Genomic DNA, 19,909 nt, shown 5'->3' with positions numbered 1-19,909 from the left:
ATTTGTCAGAGACTCACTCTTTGACGCTGACATCCACTTGGCGACCCAGCGCCGGAACGATAACGTCTTTCTTGGCTTTAAATTGGTCAATCAATACTTGGGTGACTGAATCGCCTTGCGATTCAAACGTGCCCTTTTCAAATACATGATAACCGTCACCCCCGCTCGCTGCGTAAGAGTAAGTGGCCACTTTGTATGATTGTGAGTCGTTCACTGGTTTGCCATTTACGTTCAGGCTGAGCAGGCGTTTACCTTGTGGTTTTGCGTTGTCGTAACGCGCTTCAATACCGGAGAATTGTGCCAGACCGTAAGGTAAGGTGTAGCTGTACTCCAACAGTTCTTTCAACTGTGCGCCGTTGAGTTTTACGACGGAAAGTTTATCTGTGAATGGGAAAAGATCCATTACGTTTTCCATCGTTACTGGGCCTTTGTTGAGGTCAACGCGAATACTGCCCGAGCTGATCATACCCACATCCGCTTTAGCGGCTTCGCGCATCATATCTGCTACTAAATTACCTACGTTGGATTCGCGATAATAACGTCGGTACGCCGTGTCATTAATGGTCGCCAACTGCTGACCAAGCTCTGGGTATTGTTTGCGAGCGTTGGCGATAAGATCGCTGGTTTTCTTGTCGCGTTCAAGTTTGTCTGACTCGACAGGGATCAGTTTTCCGTCTAGCAGTTTTACGTCGTGCTTTTCGGTGTCTACGGCAAATTTAGTGTAACCCAAGTATTTACCTTGGCCGAAAGTGAGGCCGATAACTGTGCCCGTTTTTGGATGCACGACAGGCTTCCATAAGCCATGGTCAGAGTGGCCGCCAAAAATCACATCGACCCCTTTTAGCTTGCCTGCCATGTCGTAATCTTCATCAAAGCCGCGTTGCACTTCGGGATCGGCTTCTTTGTCGGTTTGCATTGGTGCCGTTTTATTTTGGTGTGTGAGCACGACAACCATGTCCACTTCGTCGCGGATCTTATCAACCCAGAACTGAGTGGTTTTGATTGGATCGTCGATAGTCAAACCTTTGCGATTACCTTTCCACATAGTGTTGTAGAAGGCATCAACGCCCATTACCCCAATCACACCGACACGAATGCCATCGCGTTCAACAATGGTATATGGCGAAGCAAAAGGCGCATTGTTTTGCTCAAACTTGATGTTGGCATTGAGCACGGGGTAGGCGGCTCTTGGCATGTTCTCTTTCAAGGTTTGCCAGCCGTATTCAAATTCGTGGTTACCGAGCGTTATCGCGTCGTAGCCCATCGCACTGTACAAATCGAAAGAGAGCTTGCCTTGCGTTTTTTTCGCGAGTGAACCAGTGAAAATGTCCCCCGCATCGAACAAGAAACTGGTCTCCTCTTGCGCGCGGGTTTGTTTGATCAGTGTGGCAAGGTAAGGAATACCGCCAATGCGGCTAATGTCTGGATTCCAAAATGCGTCAACGGGCTCATAAACGCTTTCAATGTCGTTGGTGTGCAGCAACGTGACGTTGCGAATTTCCGCAAAGGAAGAAAATGACACACCGATAGAGAACGCCGCTAACGCATACAGTAACGGCTTTTTAGAAAATGTCTTCATAGTTGATCCGGTAAAAGTTGAGTAAGAAGTAAGGTTTCGCGAAACAGAGCAACTTTAAAAAAGCACGTAACTCAGGCGATTGAATTGGATCACATAAATTCATGTCAGTAATCGCTAATTGACGCGGAATGTCATTTTGAGTGGGCATTGAGTGCACAGAAATAACAACGTAGTTGGGTAAAAATTAGTCGATATGAGATAGTGGACATATTGATGCGTATCAGTGAAAACGTGCATAAAACAACAAAAACTCAGTTGGATGAACTCAAGGAATAACGATGAAAAACAACGCATTTAATGCACTTTTGGGGACAGAGTTACCGATTATTCAAGCCCCAATGGCTGGCGTGCAAGATAGCCAAATGGCCATTGCAGTGAGTAATGTTGGCGGGCTTGGCTCGTTACCTTGTGGAATGCTGAATAAAGACGCCATCGTTAAAGAACTTCAACTTATTCAACAGGCGACCAATCGACCGTTCAACCTCAACTTCTTTTGCCATGAGATGCCGGAATACGACGCTAACAAGCACGAAGAGTGGCAAAAAACGCTGCAACCGTATTTTGCTGAAGTTGGTGCAACCGTACAGGCTCAGCCAAACGCTCCGACAAGGATGCCTTTCAATCATGATATTGCTGACGCGATTGAACCATTTGCACCGCCAGTGATCAGTTTCCACTTTGGTTTGCCTGCCGATGACTTGTTAGCGCGAATTAGAGGCTGGGGAGGGAAGATCCTTTCGACAGCGACCACTGTGGATGAAGCACTGTGGCTGGAAGCAAAAGGCGTTGACGGCATTATCGCTCAAGGCTTGGAGGCTGGTGGACACCGAGGCATGTTTCTATCGGATGATTTATCTACTCAATTAGGCTTGATGGCGTTGTTACCGCAAATCGTTAAGCGCGTGAATTTACCTGTTATTGCAGCAGGAGGAATTGCCGATAAAAGCGGTGTTGAAGCCGCGCTAAAGTTAGGAGCAAGTGCCGTGCAGGTTGGCAGCGCCTATTTGTTGTGTGATGAGGCAAAAACCTCGTCTTTACATCGATATGCGATTGCCAGTGAGCGCGCGCAGCATACGGCGGTGACTAATGTTTTCTCGGGCAGGCCAGCACGAGGCATTGTGAATCGCGCGATGTCGGAGCTAGGCTACATCTGTGAGTCTGCGCCGAAATTCCCATATGCATCCATTGAAATGACTCAGTTAAGAGCGCTTATGGAGAAACAAAACCGAGATGAATTTACGCCGTTGTGGTGCGGACAAAATTCATCGGGTTGCAAAGAAGTTTCGGCAGCAGAAATGACACTGTCATTAGTGGAAGGGATTGATTTGAGCTTATGTTCCTCAGACTGATTTGGCCTGAGGAACACATTTCAAGTGAAGGTTATTGAGGCGCTTTCATCGCTTCTGATTGATCGCCCGTCATCACGAAGTGCAACTCACCACCCGGTTTGAACTCGGAATGGTCGAAGAAGAAACCGTTATCCAAAGCTTTGCCATTGATGGTGACAGACTTGATGTACATGTTGTCATCGGCGTTGTTCTCTGTGGTGATGGTGAACGTGCCGCCTTTCACCGGAATCACCGCTTTGTCGAATAGCGGACGACCCACAGTGTAAATAGGTTCTGCTGCGTTCACTTGGTAGAAGCCTAATGCAGACATCACATACCAAGCGGACATTGCGCCCACGTCTTCGTTACCAATAATACCTTCTGGCGCAGCGAAATACATGTCATCAAGAATGTGGTCGACGACTTGTTGCGTCTTCCATGGTTCTGCGGTCCAGTTGAATAGGTAAGGAATGTGGTGCGAAGGCTCGTTACCAAACGCAACTTGACCAATCAAACCAGACATATCCGGTGTTTCTGTACCTTGGCTTTCTGCGGTGAAGGTCGCTTCTAGGTTTTTCTGGAACTCAGCATCGCCACCCATGATGGTTTTTAAGCCTGCGATGTCATGCGGCACAAACCAAGTCCACTGCCATGCGTTACCTTCGGTGTAGTTGCCTGTCTCGTGTTCTGTGCCGTATGGGTCGAATGGCGTCATGAAGGTTTCATCAATCATCACTGGGCGCATAAAGCCCGTCACGCCATGTTCTGCGTATTCCGTTGGGTTGTAATCGAAGTATTTTTTGTAGCCTTTTGAGCGTTCAAGGTATTGCTCTTCCGCTTGAGTATCACCGGCTGCTTTGGCGATTTGCGCGATAGCCCAATCGTAGAACGCGTTTTCTAGACCGTAAGAAACAGACTCAACCGTGTAGTCTTCAAATACTGGTTCACCATCGACACGTTGGATGGCAGGCGTGAAGCCGTTTTTCTCAATGTAATCGATGTGCTTGGTTAAAGTGCGATCCAATACGCCTTGATCCCAATCGGCTTGCAGTGCCGGGTAGTTGTCGTAAGTCGAAGAGTCGATCGCGGCTTTCAGCGCCAGCTCTTTCTCTTGTTGAGTAAACTCTTCTGGGAATTTGGTCATCGCATCCGCAATCACTGCTACCGCTGGGTAGCCAACCATGGTGCCTGTTTCGTCACCTAAGTGCTCCCATTTCGGTAGTAAGCCGCTTTCAGTGTACTTCTGAACTAGGTTCTTCGCGTACTGCACCGCGCGGGTTGGCTCAGTGATGGTTTTTAGTGGGTGTAATGCACGTTGGGTATCCCATAGAGAGTAAACCGAAAAGTTTGGTTGCTCTTCTGTTGCTTGACCGTAAGCGATGGAGTATTCCCCTTCGCCGTCACGAATTGAGCCTTTGCCCATGCCACGGAATCGACCATCCACGTCTTGATGCACCATAGGCGCAATTTTGGTGTGGTAAAGCGCAGTGTAGAAGATCTCTTTCTGATCTTCTGTGCCCCCTTCAATTGAGAAGTTGAGTGCTTTTGCCCATTTCTCACGTGCGTTGTTGCGCGCAGTATCGAAAGAGACATTCGCTTCGGCATCGTAGTTGTTTTCTGCGCCTTGAGGGTCAACCGCAGATAACGCCACTTGCGCATTCAACTCTTGTGAGCCTTCATCTTCAAATTCGATGTAGGCAGTGACGTCCGCTTTGACACGCTTAACTGGATTACCTTGGTCATCGTATATCAATTCAGAAACGTGTTCTGCCGTTAGGCCGTCAACAGGTTCGCCATTGGCAAGGATGTAAACGTTTTTGATCTTCTTATCGAAAGTCGCATAGAAGAAGATTTTTTGGTTTTTCGCCCAACCAGAGAAGTGCGCTGCATCGCGCTCGCCCGTGATGGTATGGCCGTCTTCGCTCACCGTTAGTTTGTTACGCAAAGAGGTTGAACCCCAGTCACTGTTGAGGATGGAGTTGAGGTCAATCTTCAGACGTTGTGGTTGACCTTGCGGGTAGGTGTAACGATGGAAGCCGACCCGTTCAGACGCCGTAAGCTCAGCTTTGATACCGTTCTCAGCAATCTTCACAGAGTAGTAACCTGCTTCTGCCACTTCTGAGGTTTTGTCCATCTTGACTGAAATCGCTTCGCGGTAGTCGTCGCTGTCTTCGATGTATTTAGCTTTATCTTCGGTAAACGGCAGGAACAGAATGTCACCTAAGCCGCCCATACCCGTGCCAGATAGGTGAGTGTGGGAGAAGCCAAACAGGGTCTTTTTATCGAAGTGGTAACCTGATGAAGAGTGCCAGCCGATCAGCTCGGTATCTGGAGAAAGTTGCACCATGCCTTCTGGCACAACAGGACCCGGGAAGGTGTGTCCGTTAAAGCCTGTCCCAATGAATGGGTCGACGTATTTTAGGTTGGAAGTATCGACGCTTGGTGAGGTGTTATCGTCGTTATCGTTGCAGCCAGCCAAACCAATAACACTTGCAATCACTGCGGTGGCGATAGCGGTTTTCGTAAAGTTCATAATCTTGATTCCTTAGGCAGGAAGCGCGTCACTTCCTGCCACTGAGTTGATCTATCTGCTTATTCTTTAAACACGAATTACATAAAACGTGACTGAGCTTGAAGCGCTTCTTGCTTGTCACCCGTCATGACGAAGTGAAGCTCGCCGCCCGCTTTGATTTCGCTGTGTTTGAAGGTGAAGTTGGCATCCAGCGGTTTGCCGTTGATGGTTACGGACTTCACGTACTTGTTGTGTGGGCTGTTGTTGTCTGCGATGACTGTGAATTCGCCGCCTTCCACTGGAATGGTGATTTCATCAAACATAGGACGACCGATGGTGTAGACCGGATCCGCAGGCGTCACTTGGTAGAAGCCCATTGCTGACATCAAGTACCAAGAGCTCATCTGACCTACGTCTTCGTTACCAATCAAACCAGTTGGCTCGCTGGTGTACATCTCTGACATGATGCGGTCTAGGTACTCTTGCGCTTTCCATGGCTCATCCGTTAGCGCGTATAGGTAAGGAATATGGTGCGATGGCTCGTTACCGTGCATGTACTGACCGATGTAACCCGTTAGGTCTGGCAGCTCTTCACCTGTGTTTGAAGAACGCGCGTTGAATAGCTCGTCCAAGTCTTCACGGAAGGCTTTCTCTGGCGTGGTGTCTTTGCCTTGCGCCAAGTCTGCTTGGTAAATCTCTTGCTTCAGACGGTTGAAATCGTGCATTGGTTGGAACTTCCATTGCCACGCGTTCCCTTCGGTGTAGGCAAACTCGTCCACATAGTAAGGGTCGAATGGTAGCAGTGGGCATTTCTCTTTCATCACGCCTGAGCCTTCTGGCCACTCAACCATTTCACACTCATCCAAACGATCTTCATCAATCGGTTGGTTGAACTCCAATGGTGGTTTGTTTGGTGATGAGCTTAGCGGGTGGTTCTTTGGACGTAAGAAACCAGTTTCTGCATCCCAATGGTTAAGCCAGTTGTCAGCACGAGTCATAAACTCTTCTTGCAGTTTTGCATCGCCAGCCATGCGCGCGATTTCTGCCATTGCCCAGTTGCCGTAAGCAAACTCAAGCGTGTAAGACGCACTGTTCCAGTAACCGTGATGAACAAAGCCGTTTTCTTCGTAAACCTTCACTTGAACAACGTTTGCAGCGCCAATGTTGTTGTCTTCGGTCCAATCTGGGAATTCAGAAGCTTCGTGGTAACGCACGGTAAACTTAGCCGCGTCTTTGGCAAGTTGTGGATCGATATCTAGCCCTTTCGCCATTGCGTCAGCAATGATTGATACTGCAGGGAAGCCGATCATGGTGCCTGTGTAATGGCTGTGCAGCTCCCATTTCGGCAAGATGCCACCGTCTTCGTATTTTCGAATCAGGTCGTTGGCAAACTCTTCGGCACGTTCTGGGTCGATGATGGTTTTCAGTGGATGCGCTGCGCGGAAGGTATCCCACATGGAGTACACAGAGTAGTTTGGTGTGTCGCCAGCATCTTTTTGAATGCGAGTACGCATCGCTGGGTATTGACCGTCGACATCTTGGAAAATCATTGGCGCGATAGATGCGTGGTAAAGCGCGGTGTAGAAGATCTCTTTCTGATCTTCCGTGCCACCAGATACCATCATGCGGCTGAGCTCTTGGTGCCATGCATCGTTGGCTTGAGCGCGCGCAGTATCAAATGACACGTCTTTCGCTTCTGCTTCTAGGTTCTTCTCTGCACCTTCTGTGCCTGTTGGTGACAAGCCTACTTGGATTTCTAGCGGTGTTGATGATGGTGCGAATTCTAGGTAAGCGATGGTTTTCACTGCGTCGATGTTGTCGTTGTTCACATCGATTTCCGTTTCTGCGCCGTCAATCAAAGCGATGGCTTTGACGATAGGTTGGTTGAACGTGGCGTAGAAGTAAACGTGCTGGTTGTTCGCCCAACCGTTCGAGCTACGTAAACCGCGGATGGTGTAAGCGTCGATGAACTCCAAATCACCCTTCATGGTGCGGTTGTTGAAGTGACCTTTGTTGAGAGTGTGGTCTAAATCGAACTTGATGTGCGGCGTGGTGCCTTCTTTGAAGGTGTAGCGGTGGAAGCCAACACGCTGCGTAGTAGTTAGCTCGGCTTTGATTTCGCCTTTGTTCAGTTCAACCGCGTAGTAGCCTGCTTCTGCGGTTTCGTTGTCTTTATCGAAGGTGTTGAAAACGGCGTTTTCTTTCTTAGTAAAAGGCAGAACTAAGATGTCACCAAGGTCGGTAATGCCTGTGCCAGAAAGATGAGTGTGGGAGAAGCCATATACTGGGATTTCAGTCAGCTTGCCGTGGTCGAAGTAACCTGCAGCAGAGCCCCAGCCTTCCATTTCGGTATCAGGAGAAAGTTGCACCAAACCGTAAGGCACAACCGCCCCAGGGAAGGTGTGACCATCTGCGCCTGTACCAATCAATGGATTGACGTATTGAGTTAGTGTGGTGTCGAGGGATGGAGTACCAGAGTTGCTGTTGTCGTCATCACTGTTACAGCCAGCAAGACCAAACATGGCAGCAAGTATAGCGGTAGAGATAAGGGTTCTTTTTAGTTTCATTTTTATGGTTCCACAGAAGTGAAGGTTCTACAGAAAATAAGGGGCGAGGGTGTACCCCTTTATCCCCGCCCTACTTGACGTTGCAGCAATGTCGCCTAGTTACAACGCCAAGTAGTTTGGGGGTGTTATTTGAATGGGTGTCAGCTACTGCGCTTTCATCGCTTCAGACTTTTCTGAAGTCATCACGAAATGCAGCTCACCACCGTCTTTCAAATCGCTGTGGGCGAAGCTGAAGTTGTCACTCAATTGTTTGCCGTTGATGGTCACCGACTTAACGTAGATGCTCTCTTGGCTGTTGTTTTCTGAGGTGATGGTGAATTTACCATCCGCGACTGGAATCACGGCTTTGTCGAACAGAGGACGACCGATGGTGTAACTTGCTTCGCCCGGAGTGACTTGGTAGAAGCCCAATGCAGACATTACATACCACGCCGACATCTGACCGACGTCTTCGTTACCAATCAGACCTTCATGCGTTGGGTGGTAGAACTCGTTCATCGCTTGGTCGACGATTTCTTGTGTCTTCCAAGGCTCTGCCGTCCAGTTGTATAGGTAAGGCACGTGGTGATCAGGCTCGTTACCCATCACGAACTGACCGATGTAGCCAGACATGTCGTGTGATTGGCTAGTATCGGCGTTGGAATCTGCATTAAACAGCGCATTCAAGTTGGCTAATAATGCCGCTTTGCCTTGTTCGGTTACGTCTTCAGGAAGAGAGAAGTCAGTACGGTCGATGTGCTCGCCACCCATCACGTTGGCTAGACCGTTCAAGTTGTGCGGTGCAAACCATGTCCATTGCCATGTGTTGCCTTCGGTAAAGTCTTCACCACGGTGCTCGGCGCGGTAAGGCCAGAAAACATCGTTTTCGTTGAGCGCTTTGCGGTCTTTACACGCGTTGTAGTCCATATCGTCTGGGATAGACAGCGCCATATTCTCGTCCAAACATTCTGCTTTGAGGTTGTTTGCCCAAACCTTGCTGCCACTGTTCATGTAAGCCGGACGCATAAAGCCCGTTGCACCCAATGCGTTGCCTTTGGTGTCTTGCAACTTGCCGTATTGTTCTGGGTTGTAATCGAAGTAGTTCTTGAACGATTCAGAACGTGTCATGTAGCGGTCGTACTGCTGGTCATTGCCCGCAAGTTTAGCGATCTGAGCGATACACCAGTCGTAGTATGCGTTCTCAAGACCGTAAGACACCGATTCGTTCACGAGCTCGTCGTATTTATCGATTTTCAAACCTTCCACGTAACCCGGTTTGTCGCCAGAATCAGGCGCCCATTTGGTGTTAGCTGGAATAAAGCCGACGTCTTCTTGGTAGTCGTTGTGACGCGTCATGACCGTGAAGCGTTTGTCACCGTTCCAAGCGTCTTGGTAAGGCACCCAGCTCTCTGTTTTATCAAGGTTGAAGTTGACTGTTTCGTCAGCCGCTTTCAGTGCCAAATCAAACTCAGCAGCGGTAAAGGCTTCCGGGTGTTTGACCATGATATCGGCGATAACCGAGACCGCAGGATGACCGACCATTTCACCGGTGTAATCCGAGTGCAGTTCCCATTTTGGCAGCACGCCGCCCGTTTGGTATTTGTTCAATAGATCGCGTGCGTGTTCAATCGCGCGGTCTTTATCGATGATGGTTTTCAGTGGGTGTGCCGCGCGGAAGGTATCCCACATTGAGTACACTGAGTAGTTCACTAGGCCATCTTCTGCTTGGTGCACTTTGCCATCCATGCCACGGTATTTGCCATCCACATCTTGGTATAGGAATGGAGCAACAAACGTACGGTAGAGCGAGGTGTAGAACATGGTCTTGTCGGCTTTGTTGCCGCCTTCCAGTTCAAACTCGCCAAGGATGTTTTCCCAAGCCACGCGGTTTTGTTGTACGACGTTGTCGAAATCCCAACCGTTGGTGTCTGCTTCTAGGTTTTTCAGTGCGCCGTCAACGCCAGTGCCAGAAATCGCTACTTTGACCACCAATGGCTCATCGCTTTTACCAAAGTTCAAATGAGTCAGGACATCGTTTGCGCGTTTTGCCAAACGTTCTGGGTCAGGCTCTGGTTCGCCCGGCATTGGTTTGTGTTCTGCGTAGCCACGGTAATCTTCTAAGCCGACTTCGGTAGCGTCAGTTGGAGTCAGTTTGCTCTCAGAAGCCAGCTTGGTGTACAGGTTCTCTTCAATGATTGGATCAGAGAATTCTGCCGCGAAGAACACGGTTTGCCATTGACCCCATTCGTTTGAGGTACGCGCGCCTACGACGGTAGTGTCGTTAACGCGTTTGTAGTAGATGCTGCGAGAATGGTTGCCGTATTGTTCTAACAGTTCGTGTTGCAGGTCGATACGTACTTTGCGGTCTTCACCCGGTTTGAAGGTGTAACGTTGGAACGCCACGCGGTCGGTTGCCGACAGTTCAGCTTTTACGCCAGTTTCTACAAGGTCAACCGAGTAGTAACCAACCTCTGCCACTTCCGAGCTTTTATCCATGGTCACGGCATCGGTATTAAAGCCTGTGTATGGCAAGAATGCGAAGTCGTTTAGGTCGCCTTTACCTGCGCCGGAAATGTGGGTCATTGAGAAGCCAGAAAGCAGGCTGTGCACAGGATCGTATTCAACAGGCGAGCCTTTCCCATTCCAACCGTTTGGATCGAAGTTATCTGGTGACGGTTGAATCATACCTTCTGGCATAACTGGAGATGGGTTAACGTTGCCAAGACCTTTAGTGCCGATCAAGGTATCAACGAATTCCAAAGTAGGGGTAGAGATAACTGGAGCTTCTGGATCAGAGTCGCTGCCACAACCAGCAAGACCAAGCATGGCGGTTAACACTGCGGTAGAGAGTAGGGTTCTTTTTAGTTTCATTGTTTTTATTCCACGAGAAAAGGGGACACAAGGTCCCCTCAAAATCATTATTCGCCTAGGTTGGCTTGCATTGCTTCAGACTTGTCAGCCGTCATCACGAAGTGCAGTTCGCCGCCTGCTTTGAATTCGCTGTGCTGGAAGGTGTTGAACACATCCAGAGGCTTACCGTTGATGGTCACTTCTTTGATGTACATGTTGTCTGGACCGTTGTTCTCAGCCGTTACCGTGAACGTGCCAGAGCCAATGTCTACCGTCGCTTTGTCGAAGATTGGACGACCGATGCTGTAGGTTGGATCGGTTGGCGAGATTTGGTAGAAGCCCAGTGCTGACATCAAGTACCACGCCGACATTTGACCTACGTCTTCGTTACCGATGATGCCGTCTGGTGTCGGTTTGTAGAACTGGTCGTAAACTTGGTCTAGGTATTCCTGCGCCTTGTAAGACTCTTCAGTACGGTTGTACAAGTAGATGACGTGGTGCGAAGGCTCGTTACCGTGAATGTACTGACCGATGTAGCCTGTCATGTCTTGGTGCGCTTCGCCGCCATTTGGATCGGCAGTAAATAGGTTGTTCAGCTTATCGTTCAGACCTTGCGTGCCGCCCATAATTTCAGTCAGCTTGTCTAAGTCTTGCATGAACGCCCATTGCCACTGCCACGCGTTACCTTCTGTGTAGTAGAACGCGTCAGACTTGTAAGGGTCGAAGTCAGTTGAAGCGTATTTCAGTGCACATGGGTCGCCTTCTTTCAGTTCTGTTGGTACGAAGAAGCCCGTGCCGTCTGCGTTACCTGCTTCTGCATCCCAGTGTTTCAAAGAGTTGTAAGAACGAGCTTTGAACTCTTCATACGCGTCCATATCGCCAGCGGCTTTTGCCATTTCTGCGATCGTCCAATCGTAGAATGAGAATTCCAACGAGTACGACACTGAGTTCCAGTTCGGGTAACGAACACACTGTTCTTTCTCGTGGTAATTCAACTGACCTGCCATGAGTGAGCTTAGGATGTCGTCATGAATCTGTGGGTACTCATGCGGTGTGTAACGTGCTGATTTCACTGATGCGGTGTAAGCTTGCTCTGCATCAATCAAGCCTTTGGTTACCGCATCGCCCAGAATCGCTGCCGATGGGTAGCCGATCATGGTGCCGGTTTCTGAGCCGTGACCTTCCCATTTCGGCAATAGACCAAACTCGTCGTTGGATTTACGAATCAAGTCTTTCACGTATAGCGTTGCTTGATCTGGGTCGATGATGGTCCACATTGGGTGAACGGCGCGGAACGTATCCCACGTTGAGTAAATCGAGTAGTTTGGTGTGTCGCCATCTTTCAGTGTGCGCACTGTGCCAAGCATATCCACGTATTGACCATCCACATCGTAAAACTCGATTGGGGCGATCATCATGTGGTACATGCCCGTGTAGAAGTTGGTTTTCTCTGCGTCTGTTCCGCCTTCTACTTTGATTTTTGCGAGCTTTTCAGCCCATGCGTATTCCGCGTCTTCTTTCACTTTTGCTAGGTCGAAACTTGGTGCTTCCGCTTCTAAGTTTTTCTGTGCGCCTTGCCAGTTAACTGGAGAGATACCCACGCGGATTTCAATTGGCTCTTCGCCAGTGCCGAAGTTTAGGTAAGCCGTTAGATCATCGCCTGAGTAAACCGCACCATTTCGCATTTCGCGCGTCGGTTCTAGGTCTTGTTCACCCAACAGTGCTTTGGCGATTGGTTGGTTGAATTTCGCGTAGAAGAAGATGTCCTGACCTTGGTGATCTTGCCCTTGGAACCAGCCTGTTGATGTTTTACGACCGCGAATAGTGTATTCGTCCACCACTTCTACTTTGTTCTTCAAAGACTTGCCGTTGTTGTTCATTAGGGTATGACCCAAATCGAACTTCACGTTGCGGTCTGCGCCATCAGCAAAGGTGTATTTGTGCAAACCAACGCGTTTTGTTGCGCTCAGTTCTACTTCGATTTGACCTTGGTTCAGCTTGGTTTTGTAGTAGCCTGCGCTTGCTTCTTCATTGGCTTTGTCGAAAGAGTTCAGCTGTGTGTTCGCCATGTCTGCGTAAGGCAGAACCAAAATGTCGCCTAAGTCCGTTGCGCCTGTACCTAAAAGGTGAGTATGGGAGAAGCCGTACAGCGGAACGTCAGTGTTAACCACTTCGCCAGTTTCGTAGTTAGATGAATCCCAGTAGCCAGATGCCGAGTGCCAAGGGTTGAGTCCTGACTCGTGGTCTGTGTTAGAACCGATGAAAGTATCTGGAGACAGTTGAACCATACCTGCCGGTACCGTCGCGCCCGGGAATGTATGACCAGAAGCCGCTGTGCCGATCATTGGATCGACGTATTTCAACACCGCAAGATCAACAATTGGATCGCCCGGCAGTGAAGAGGAAGAATCGTTGTCGCTGTTACAGCCAGCCAAGCCACCCGTCAGACCAACCAAGATAGCCAAAGAGATAAGATTACGTTTAAACATGCGCATACCGTTTTGTCGTTATTCGTATATAAAAAGTGTTTATAAGAGACTGTTTCTAAGGGACTGCTTATAAAATTTGCTTGTAGGGATAGCCGGGAGATGCGCTCCCCCGGCTGAGTTGTCACTATTGGGATTAACGAGAACCCGCTGGCATCTCGTCTTCATGCAAGAACTCACCGATGCCTTGTGCTGGTGGAAGATCTTGCTCTAGAGAGCCCCAACGTTGATTTGGTTTGTCGCCCATCACGAACTCCAGCTCACCGCCGTACATGATTTCGTCATGAGTCAGGTAAGTGCGGTTGAAGTCTTTGCCGTTGTAGCGAGCCGATTGAATGAAGATGTTTTCGCGGCTAACGTTCTTCGCGGTAACCGTGAACTTCTGGTTGTTGCCAACATCGATAGACGCGCTTTCAAACAGCGGAGTACCGATTTCGTAGATGCCAGAAGAGGCGTTCACTGGGTAGAAGCCAAGCGCACGGAACACAAACCACGCAGAGAGCGTGCCGAAGTCGTCGTTACCACAAATGCCGTCAGCGGTGTTCTTGTAGCAAATGTTGGTGGCTGCGGCGATGGCTGCCTGACCTTTCCAAGGTTGACCTACGTAGTTGTACAAGTACGGCACGTGGATATCTGGTTCGTTACCTTGAACGTGCTGACCAACGTTACCTGTGTTGAACACTGGGAATTGGTTGTCGCCTGCGTTGCGGTCTGGGTAGGTTGACCAGTACTCATCCAAGCGCGCTGCGAACAAGTCACCGCGTTCTGCTTCAGGGTTTTGTGTCTTGTCGAAGCGTGTCATCAGGTCAATCAAGCCATGAATGTCGTGCTGAACACTGAACGAGTATTGCCAGCCGTTCGATTCAGAGAATGCCCAGTTAAACATGTCTGGACGCCAGTCTTTACCAACCGCACGACCGGTGATTGGGTCTACCCAACCTGCATCGATAAACTCGCCATCATAGTCACGTGCTTTAAACCAACCTTGGTATTGCTTACCGCCGAAGTCGAATTGCGCTTGCCAATTTTTAGAACGGTTAGCGAACTCGGTGTAGCGTGGATCTTCTTCACCAAATACTTCTTTGATCGATTGCGCGATTGCCCAGTCGTTCATTGAGTATTCAAGCGAGTAAGATGCTGTCCAAGAGTCTTTAAATGGTGAGTGACCGCCGTAAGAATCTGGTGGAGTATCGTGCAATTGCGCTGGCACGTAACCTTGTTCTTCGTACTCTTTGATCCATGCTACGCCTTGGCTTGTTGCGGCGCGCGCGTCAGTGATCATTGCTTCAACTAAGCGCTCTTTCACGTCTTTGCGTTCTGCTTCTGTGAAGCCAAGATCGATCATGCGTTTTTCTAGTGAGCCTTTAGACAACACATCATGAATCACAGGCGTTGAGTGCATGCCCATCATCATGCCGGTTTCGTTGCCTTTGAATGTCCACTCAGGCAGGCGACCTTTGCGCACGTTGCCTTTGTCATCCACCCATTCTTCTTCGGCGTAAGACAACATAGACAGCACCACGTCTGCTAGGCGGTCTGGCTCAAGAATCGAAGACAGCGGTTGAACCGCGCGGTAGGTATCCCACAACGAGAAAGTGTCGTAGCGCGTGAAGTCTGCTTTGCCATCTTTGTTAGCATCGGCAGTGCGGATTGACTCTTTCAGCGTATCAATCTTATCGCCCCAAGGTGTGTTGCCATCTGGGTAAGCGTTGCGACCTTGGTGAACTTGGCGGTAGCGACCATCTAAGTCAGAGTGAATGGTTTGACCTAGGTACGAGTGGTACATCGCGGTGTAGAACGTCTGTTTGTAATCTTCGTCGCCAGAGACTTGGATCTTGCCGAGTTCGTCTTCCCATTTCTTCGTTGCCGCTTCACGTACTTGGTCGAAGTTCATGCCCGCAACTTCAGTCATGTTAAGAGAAGCACCAGACTTGCCGTTCTCGCCGATCTCAACGTTTGATAGCGCTAATTTCGCTTCAACCGTTAAGCCGTCTTTGGATGTGTCGAACTCAACGTAAGCGCGTGCGTATTGATACTTGCCACGTGTTTCGTTACCGATTTCTGTAATGCCTTCTGGCACGTCCATGTAACGACCTTGCTCTTTATCATAGTAAGCAAAGCGAACGTTTTTGATTGGTTGGTCGAATTCCATCACGAAGAATTCTTTTTGGCTTGGTGCCCAACCATCTGAGAAACGGTGACCTTCTAGACGGTTATTGTCTTTGTCCCATTTCAAGTAAGAATCAGAGGTGTAGTCCCAGTTAATTTTGAAGCCGGTGTTCACGATGATTTCTGATTTCTCATCACGAGGGAAGGTGTAGCGGTGTACACCAACGCGATCAGACGCCGTCAACTCAGCTTTGATGTCGTAATCCAATAGATCGACTTTGTAGTAGCCTGCCGTCGCTTGCTCATCACGATGTTGGAAGCGAGACGCTTCTAGGTTTAGCGTTGCCGAACCTTCATCAATCATGTAATCCGAACGCGAGTTGATTGGCATGACGAGAATGTCGTTCAAGTCGCCAGCACCTGCTCCGGAAAGGTGGGTATGAGAGAAACCGGAAGTACGTGCGTCGTGGTAGTAGTAGCCTGAAATGTATTCCCAGCCGTTAGAACCGTTGTTTGGAGAAAGCTGCACCATGCCGTGTGGTGTGGTTGCACCAGGGTAGGTGTTGCCCAGGTTACCTGTGCCGATGAATGGGTTGACGTAGCGTGTTACGTCCATATCAGCGAAATCTACCGGAATGTGAACGCCCATGTCGATTTCAGGTGTTTCTGGGTTTGGCTTGTCATCACAGTCGCCATCGCCAACTGGAGGACATACAGGCTTGCCACCGTCAGGAATATCCGGCAGTGCAGGGTTGGTGTCACCGCCTTCATAAATGTTGGTTGTGTCGTCGTTACAGCCAGTCAGACCGACTAGACCACTGAGAACTGCGCAAGCGAGTAGGGAAGGTTTGAATTTCATTTTTAAAGCCTTGTAAGTTGTAGGTTTATGTAGTTGTTGAAAGCAGAGGTATTACTAAAACTTAAAAACTTGAAATAGAGCCCTTTGGGGGAAAGGGCTCTTAGGGGGAGGAGCTTAAGGTTTAAGCTTTCACAAGAGTCGCTGCGTTACGCATCGCTTCTTTCGTTGAACACTCAACAACGTTTGCTTTTGCAAAGCGGTGAGCGTCTTTTACTTGGATATCGTGAGCTAGAATAACCAGCTTCGCGTTTGCTACATCTAGGTCAGTGATGCGGTTCTGGATACCGTTTTGACCTTGAGTTTCTACTTTGATTTTCAGACCCGCTGCTGCACCTGCTTTCTCTAGTGCTTTCGCTGCCATGAATGTGTGTGCTACGCCAGATGGGCAACATGTTACTGCTACGATGTCGTACTCGCCTTCGCCTGCTGCTGGAGCCGCTTGAGCTTGTGCAGGTGCTGCTTCTGCGATTTCGTCTTCTGCTTCTTCTTCAGCAACTGGTTTCCAGAAGCCAACGATAACGGCAGTTGTTAGTGAGCCTAGTGCGATACCCACAACGTACATTGGGATGTTGCTTGATACAGGTGCTGTGATTAGACCGCCCCATGGCGCGTGTAGTAGAACGTCTGTTAGGAAGCCGAACACACAGCCAACGATACCACCAGCAACGATTGAAGGAAGAACGCGTACAGGGTCGTTTGCTGCGAATGGGATAGCACCTTCAGAGATACCGATAGAGCCCATGATTGCTGCTGCTTTGCCTGCTTCTTGCTCTTGCTTAGTGAACTTCTTCTTGAATAGGAATGTTGCTAGTGCCATACCTAGAGGAGGCGTACAGATTGCGATACCAACACCACCCATTAGCCATGGTTGAGTATCAACTTGAGTTTGAGCGAATAGCGTTGCTACTTTGTTGATTGGACCGCCCATATCGAATGCAGTCATACCACCAAGAATCGTACCTAGAACCACTTTAGAAGCGCCAGCCATAGAAGCTAGGAATTCGTTCATAGAAGCCATGAAGATCTTGATTGGCTCACCGATACCCCATAGAACGATACCTGCAGAGATAAGCGTACCAACAAGTGGGTAGATGAAGTAAGCGCCCAACGCAGTCATGTTAGCAGAAAGAGGGATCTTCTTAAGTTGGAATACCACACCACCAGCGATGAAGCCCGCTACGATACAACCAAGGAAGCCGCCGCCCATGTCAGCCATGATGCCAGAAGAGATCATCGCTGGAGCAAGTGCCGGTTTGTCTGCAATTGAATAACCAATGAAGCCACCAAGAATAATTGGGAACAGCACCAGACCTTTAATACCGATATTAGAAATATCCGCCAATAAACCGTCCGCAGGAACCGCACCTTTACCTGATGCCATTACCGCCAGCGCCAGTAGTACACCACCCGCAACGATAAATGGAAGCATGTGAGAAGTACCGAATAAAAGGTGACCTTTCATGGTACTGAGTAGTTTTTTGAAATCGCTATTATTAGTAGCTTGAGCTGTGATTGTACTCATAATTTCACGCCTTATGAATTAATTAAAATATTTAGTATTTGGTTTTCGTCTTTTGCGTTATGAATATCTTCAATAAACTCTTCGCTAAATTTTCCGAATAATTCTTGAAGAACATAAATATGGTGGTCGGCACCGTTATCTGGTGAAGCAATCATGAAGAATACGGTCGGTTTGACTCCCTCTTCGTCGCCATACTCGATGCCTTCGCGCTTTACGCCAACAGCGATTGCAGGCTCTGTGACCGCTTTGCTTTTTGCGTGTGGGTAGGCGATGCCGTCCATTGAAGTCACGCTTAATGTTTCACGTGCTTCTATGTCGGTTAAAAAAGCCTCTTTGCTGCTGATTCGATTATTTTCGAATAGCATTTGCGCTAGCTCTTCAAAGACTTCTTTTTTATTATTTGCTTGAAGCTTGCCTTTAATTAAATTGACGTTTGTTAGTTCTGTAATCATTTTGTGACTCATTGGTACTGAAGTAATGAGTCAAATTTAATTAATGAAGTGGTTTTCGGAAATAGTAAAAAAAATACAATAACTATACTTTTGTATCACCCAAGCTTAAGTGTGATAGCCGTCATTAATAACGCGGAATATTATAAAATTTATTATGTGATTTATATTCCAGTTATTTTGAAATTAATAATGAAGCTTGAAAATAAACGAGAAGGGAATCAAATATGGTTCAATTTTGCTATAAAAAAGAGGGACTGTGCTAAATCTCCTCCAATAACCTTTTTAATAGCTCTATTTTCTATCTCTTTGAGAAAAGACATAAAGCGAGCAGGACTCTTGTTTTGAGCGCTTGTTGGGGTCAATGGTACAGGTTGCTCGTTGGCAATAGATTCCGTATCACGCTCCCTTGCCACCGAACGGAATGACGGTTTATGAGAGCTGATAGTGAACTCAGCTAGTTCCTCCCCTTGATACACATTGGTTAATGTAAGCGCCGAACTAGAAGCCAAGGGGAGGTTAGGGAGGGTTGTTACGCTGAATTTGACTAATCCATTAAGACGGATTTTTGTACTTATGCAGCAAATCTAACGGGATGTGGCAGTAATCGTTTGGAAAGCGTGTGAGTCGGTCTTGGTGCTCATCATCACTTGGCACATAGTTTGTGAGTGGTAAGACTTCAACCGCAATCTTATCGGCATCGTATCTTGTTGCTATAAACGATTTGGCGATTTCAAGGTGCTTGGTATCATGGCTGTATACGCCGGTACGGTACTTTTCACCAACATCGTCCCCTTGCTTGTTGATGCTATATGGGTCGATGATTTCAAAGAAATAGCCCATTAAGGTTTCAACCGACACTTGGCTTGGATCAAACTCGGTGCGAACGCATTCTGCGTAGCCATCGTATTCAGATTGAGTGTTATCCGTCTTGCCATTTGCGCGTCCAGCTTCGGTGCTGATTACGCCTGGAAGGTGGCGCATAAATTCTTGTACGCCCCAAAGGCAGCCGCCTGCGAAGTAAATTTCTTCCATCATTCTGTCCTGAAAAACTTTGCGACATTATGGACATCACCGTCATGCAAACACAACTCCTACCATAAAACAGGAACAATGTTGCAGTGATTTGCTCTCTTTTTCATTCAAGTCGTCCTCGTTAGATTTGATGCCAATGCCAGCAATTATTGAATCACAAATACTTACGAAGAGAGCCAATATGAAAATAGAACATGTCGCGATTTGGACAGAGCGTTTGGAAGAGCTGAAAGGCTTTTATGAGAAATATTTTAACGCCGTATCCAATGATAAATACCACAATCCGAAGAAGCACTTTTCGTCTTACTTTCTTTCGTTTGAAAGTGGTGCTCGATTGGAGTTGATGTCGATGGAAGGAGTGACCGCCTGTGAAAACTCTCACTCGATGCAAGTAACAGGGTTGGCACACTTTGCCTTCGCATTAGGATCAGAGCAGGCCGTTGACCAAATAACCAAAACCTTGGTGGAAGATGGTTATCAAAGGATTGACGGGCCGAGATACACTGGCGATGGTTATTACGAAAGCTGCGTATTAGATCCAGATGGCAACCGTATTGAGCTTACCGTTTAACGTGACTTAGCTTATTGCCCCTGTTCACAGGCTGCTTTCATATGAAAGTATTCGGGCGTATAC

11 protein-coding genes are annotated in these 19,909 nt (G+C 48.3%); 2 read left to right on the top strand and 9 right to left on the bottom strand.

Annotated elements, in window-relative coordinates; translation table 11 throughout:
* Positions 1–13 precede the first annotated feature (13 nt).
* Positions 14–1,579: a bifunctional UDP-sugar hydrolase/5'-nucleotidase gene (locus NL646_RS04475; protein ID WP_140078951.1), complete on the bottom strand. Its 1,566-nt coding sequence runs from the start codon at positions 1,577–1,579 to the stop codon at positions 14–16.
* Between the two features lie 278 nt (positions 1,580–1,857).
* Between NL646_RS04475 and NL646_RS04470 the strand changes: the two genes are divergently transcribed.
* Positions 1,858–2,928 (top strand): nitronate monooxygenase family protein, encoded by a 1,071-nt coding sequence (locus tag NL646_RS04470; protein ID WP_029809486.1) that lies wholly within the window; start codon positions 1,858–1,860, stop codon positions 2,926–2,928.
* A gap of 31 nt (positions 2,929–2,959) precedes the next feature.
* Here NL646_RS04470 and NL646_RS04465 read toward each other — a convergent pair whose 3' ends face one another.
* The 8 genes from NL646_RS04465 to NL646_RS04430 form a co-directional block, all read right to left on the bottom strand.
* Positions 2,960–5,440 carry a GH92 family glycosyl hydrolase gene (locus tag NL646_RS04465; RefSeq protein WP_253663898.1) on the bottom strand — a complete coding sequence of 827 codons (2,481 nt, stop codon included), beginning with the start codon at positions 5,438–5,440 and terminating at the stop codon, positions 2,960–2,962.
* Between the two features lie 77 nt (positions 5,441–5,517).
* Positions 5,518–7,986, bottom strand: a complete 2,469-nt coding sequence (locus NL646_RS04460) for a GH92 family glycosyl hydrolase (RefSeq protein ID WP_253663897.1) — start codon at positions 7,984–7,986, stop codon at positions 5,518–5,520.
* Positions 7,987–8,130: 144 nt separating this feature from the next.
* The gene (locus tag NL646_RS04455) at positions 8,131–10,836 is read right to left on the bottom strand and encodes a GH92 family glycosyl hydrolase (protein ID WP_253663896.1); all 2,706 of its coding nucleotides are present in this window, start codon (positions 10,834–10,836) and stop codon (positions 8,131–8,133) included.
* A gap of 47 nt (positions 10,837–10,883) precedes the next feature.
* Entirely contained in the window at positions 10,884–13,304 is a 2,421-nt protein-coding gene (locus NL646_RS04450; protein WP_253663895.1) for a GH92 family glycosyl hydrolase, read from the bottom strand.
* 133 nt (positions 13,305–13,437) lie between these two features.
* The gene (locus NL646_RS04445; RefSeq protein ID WP_005429443.1) at positions 13,438–16,269 is read right to left on the bottom strand and encodes a GH92 family glycosyl hydrolase; all 2,832 of its coding nucleotides are present in this window, start codon (positions 16,267–16,269) and stop codon (positions 13,438–13,440) included.
* Positions 16,270–16,390: 121 nt separating this feature from the next.
* On the bottom strand, positions 16,391–17,791 hold the full coding sequence (locus NL646_RS04440; RefSeq protein WP_029839222.1) for a fructose-specific PTS transporter subunit EIIC: 1,401 nt from the start codon (positions 17,789–17,791) through the stop codon (positions 16,391–16,393).
* A gap of 11 nt (positions 17,792–17,802) precedes the next feature.
* Positions 17,803–18,243, bottom strand: a complete 441-nt coding sequence (locus NL646_RS04435) for a PTS sugar transporter subunit IIA (RefSeq protein WP_140244332.1) — start codon at positions 18,241–18,243, stop codon at positions 17,803–17,805.
* Positions 18,244–18,795: 552 nt separating this feature from the next.
* Positions 18,796–19,275, bottom strand: coding sequence for a peptide-methionine (S)-S-oxide reductase (locus NL646_RS04430; RefSeq protein WP_253663940.1), 480 nt, complete (start codon positions 19,273–19,275; stop codon positions 18,796–18,798).
* 181 nt (positions 19,276–19,456) lie between these two features.
* On the opposite strand from NL646_RS04430, the gene NL646_RS04425 reads away from it, so the two are divergent.
* Complete coding sequence (locus NL646_RS04425; protein ID WP_025533509.1) at positions 19,457–19,846, top strand: VOC family protein; 390 nt, start codon at positions 19,457–19,459, stop codon at positions 19,844–19,846.
* Positions 19,847–19,909: the final 63 nt, after the last annotated feature.

The sequence above is a fragment of the Vibrio sp. Y20_XG_PY13 genome, from assembly GCF_024181925.1.
GTDB classification, from domain to species: Bacteria; Pseudomonadota; Gammaproteobacteria; order Enterobacterales; family Vibrionaceae; genus Vibrio; species Vibrio parahaemolyticus.
The sequence above is the reverse complement of the archived record's forward strand: the minus strand, read 5'-3'. Positions and strand labels throughout refer to the sequence as shown.

Excerpts from the sequence above, each read along its gene's own strand:
- NL646_RS04475 (WP_140078951.1), bottom strand. The coding sequence starts at position 1,579 with ATGAAGACATTTTCTAAAAAGCCGTTACTGTATGCGTTAGCGGCGTTC.
- NL646_RS04470 (WP_029809486.1), top strand. The coding sequence starts at position 1,858 with ATGAAAAACAACGCATTTAATGCACTTTTGGGGACAGAGTTACCGATT.
- NL646_RS04465 (WP_253663898.1), bottom strand. The coding sequence starts at position 5,440 with ATGAACTTTACGAAAACCGCTATCGCCACCGCAGTGATTGCAAGTGTT.
- NL646_RS04460 (WP_253663897.1), bottom strand. The coding sequence starts at position 7,986 with ATGAAACTAAAAAGAACCCTTATCTCTACCGCTATACTTGCTGCCATG.
- NL646_RS04455 (WP_253663896.1), bottom strand. The coding sequence starts at position 10,836 with ATGAAACTAAAAAGAACCCTACTCTCTACCGCAGTGTTAACCGCCATG.
- NL646_RS04450 (WP_253663895.1), bottom strand. The coding sequence starts at position 13,304 with ATGTTTAAACGTAATCTTATCTCTTTGGCTATCTTGGTTGGTCTGACG.
- NL646_RS04445 (WP_005429443.1), bottom strand. The coding sequence starts at position 16,269 with ATGAAATTCAAACCTTCCCTACTCGCTTGCGCAGTTCTCAGTGGTCTA.
- NL646_RS04440 (WP_029839222.1), bottom strand. The coding sequence starts at position 17,791 with ATGAGTACAATCACAGCTCAAGCTACTAATAATAGCGATTTCAAAAAA.
- NL646_RS04435 (WP_140244332.1), bottom strand. The coding sequence starts at position 18,243 with ATGATTACAGAACTAACAAACGTCAATTTAATTAAAGGCAAGCTTCAA.
- NL646_RS04430 (WP_253663940.1), bottom strand. The coding sequence starts at position 19,275 with ATGGAAGAAATTTACTTCGCAGGCGGCTGCCTTTGGGGCGTACAAGAA.
- NL646_RS04425 (WP_025533509.1), top strand. The coding sequence starts at position 19,457 with ATGAAAATAGAACATGTCGCGATTTGGACAGAGCGTTTGGAAGAGCTG.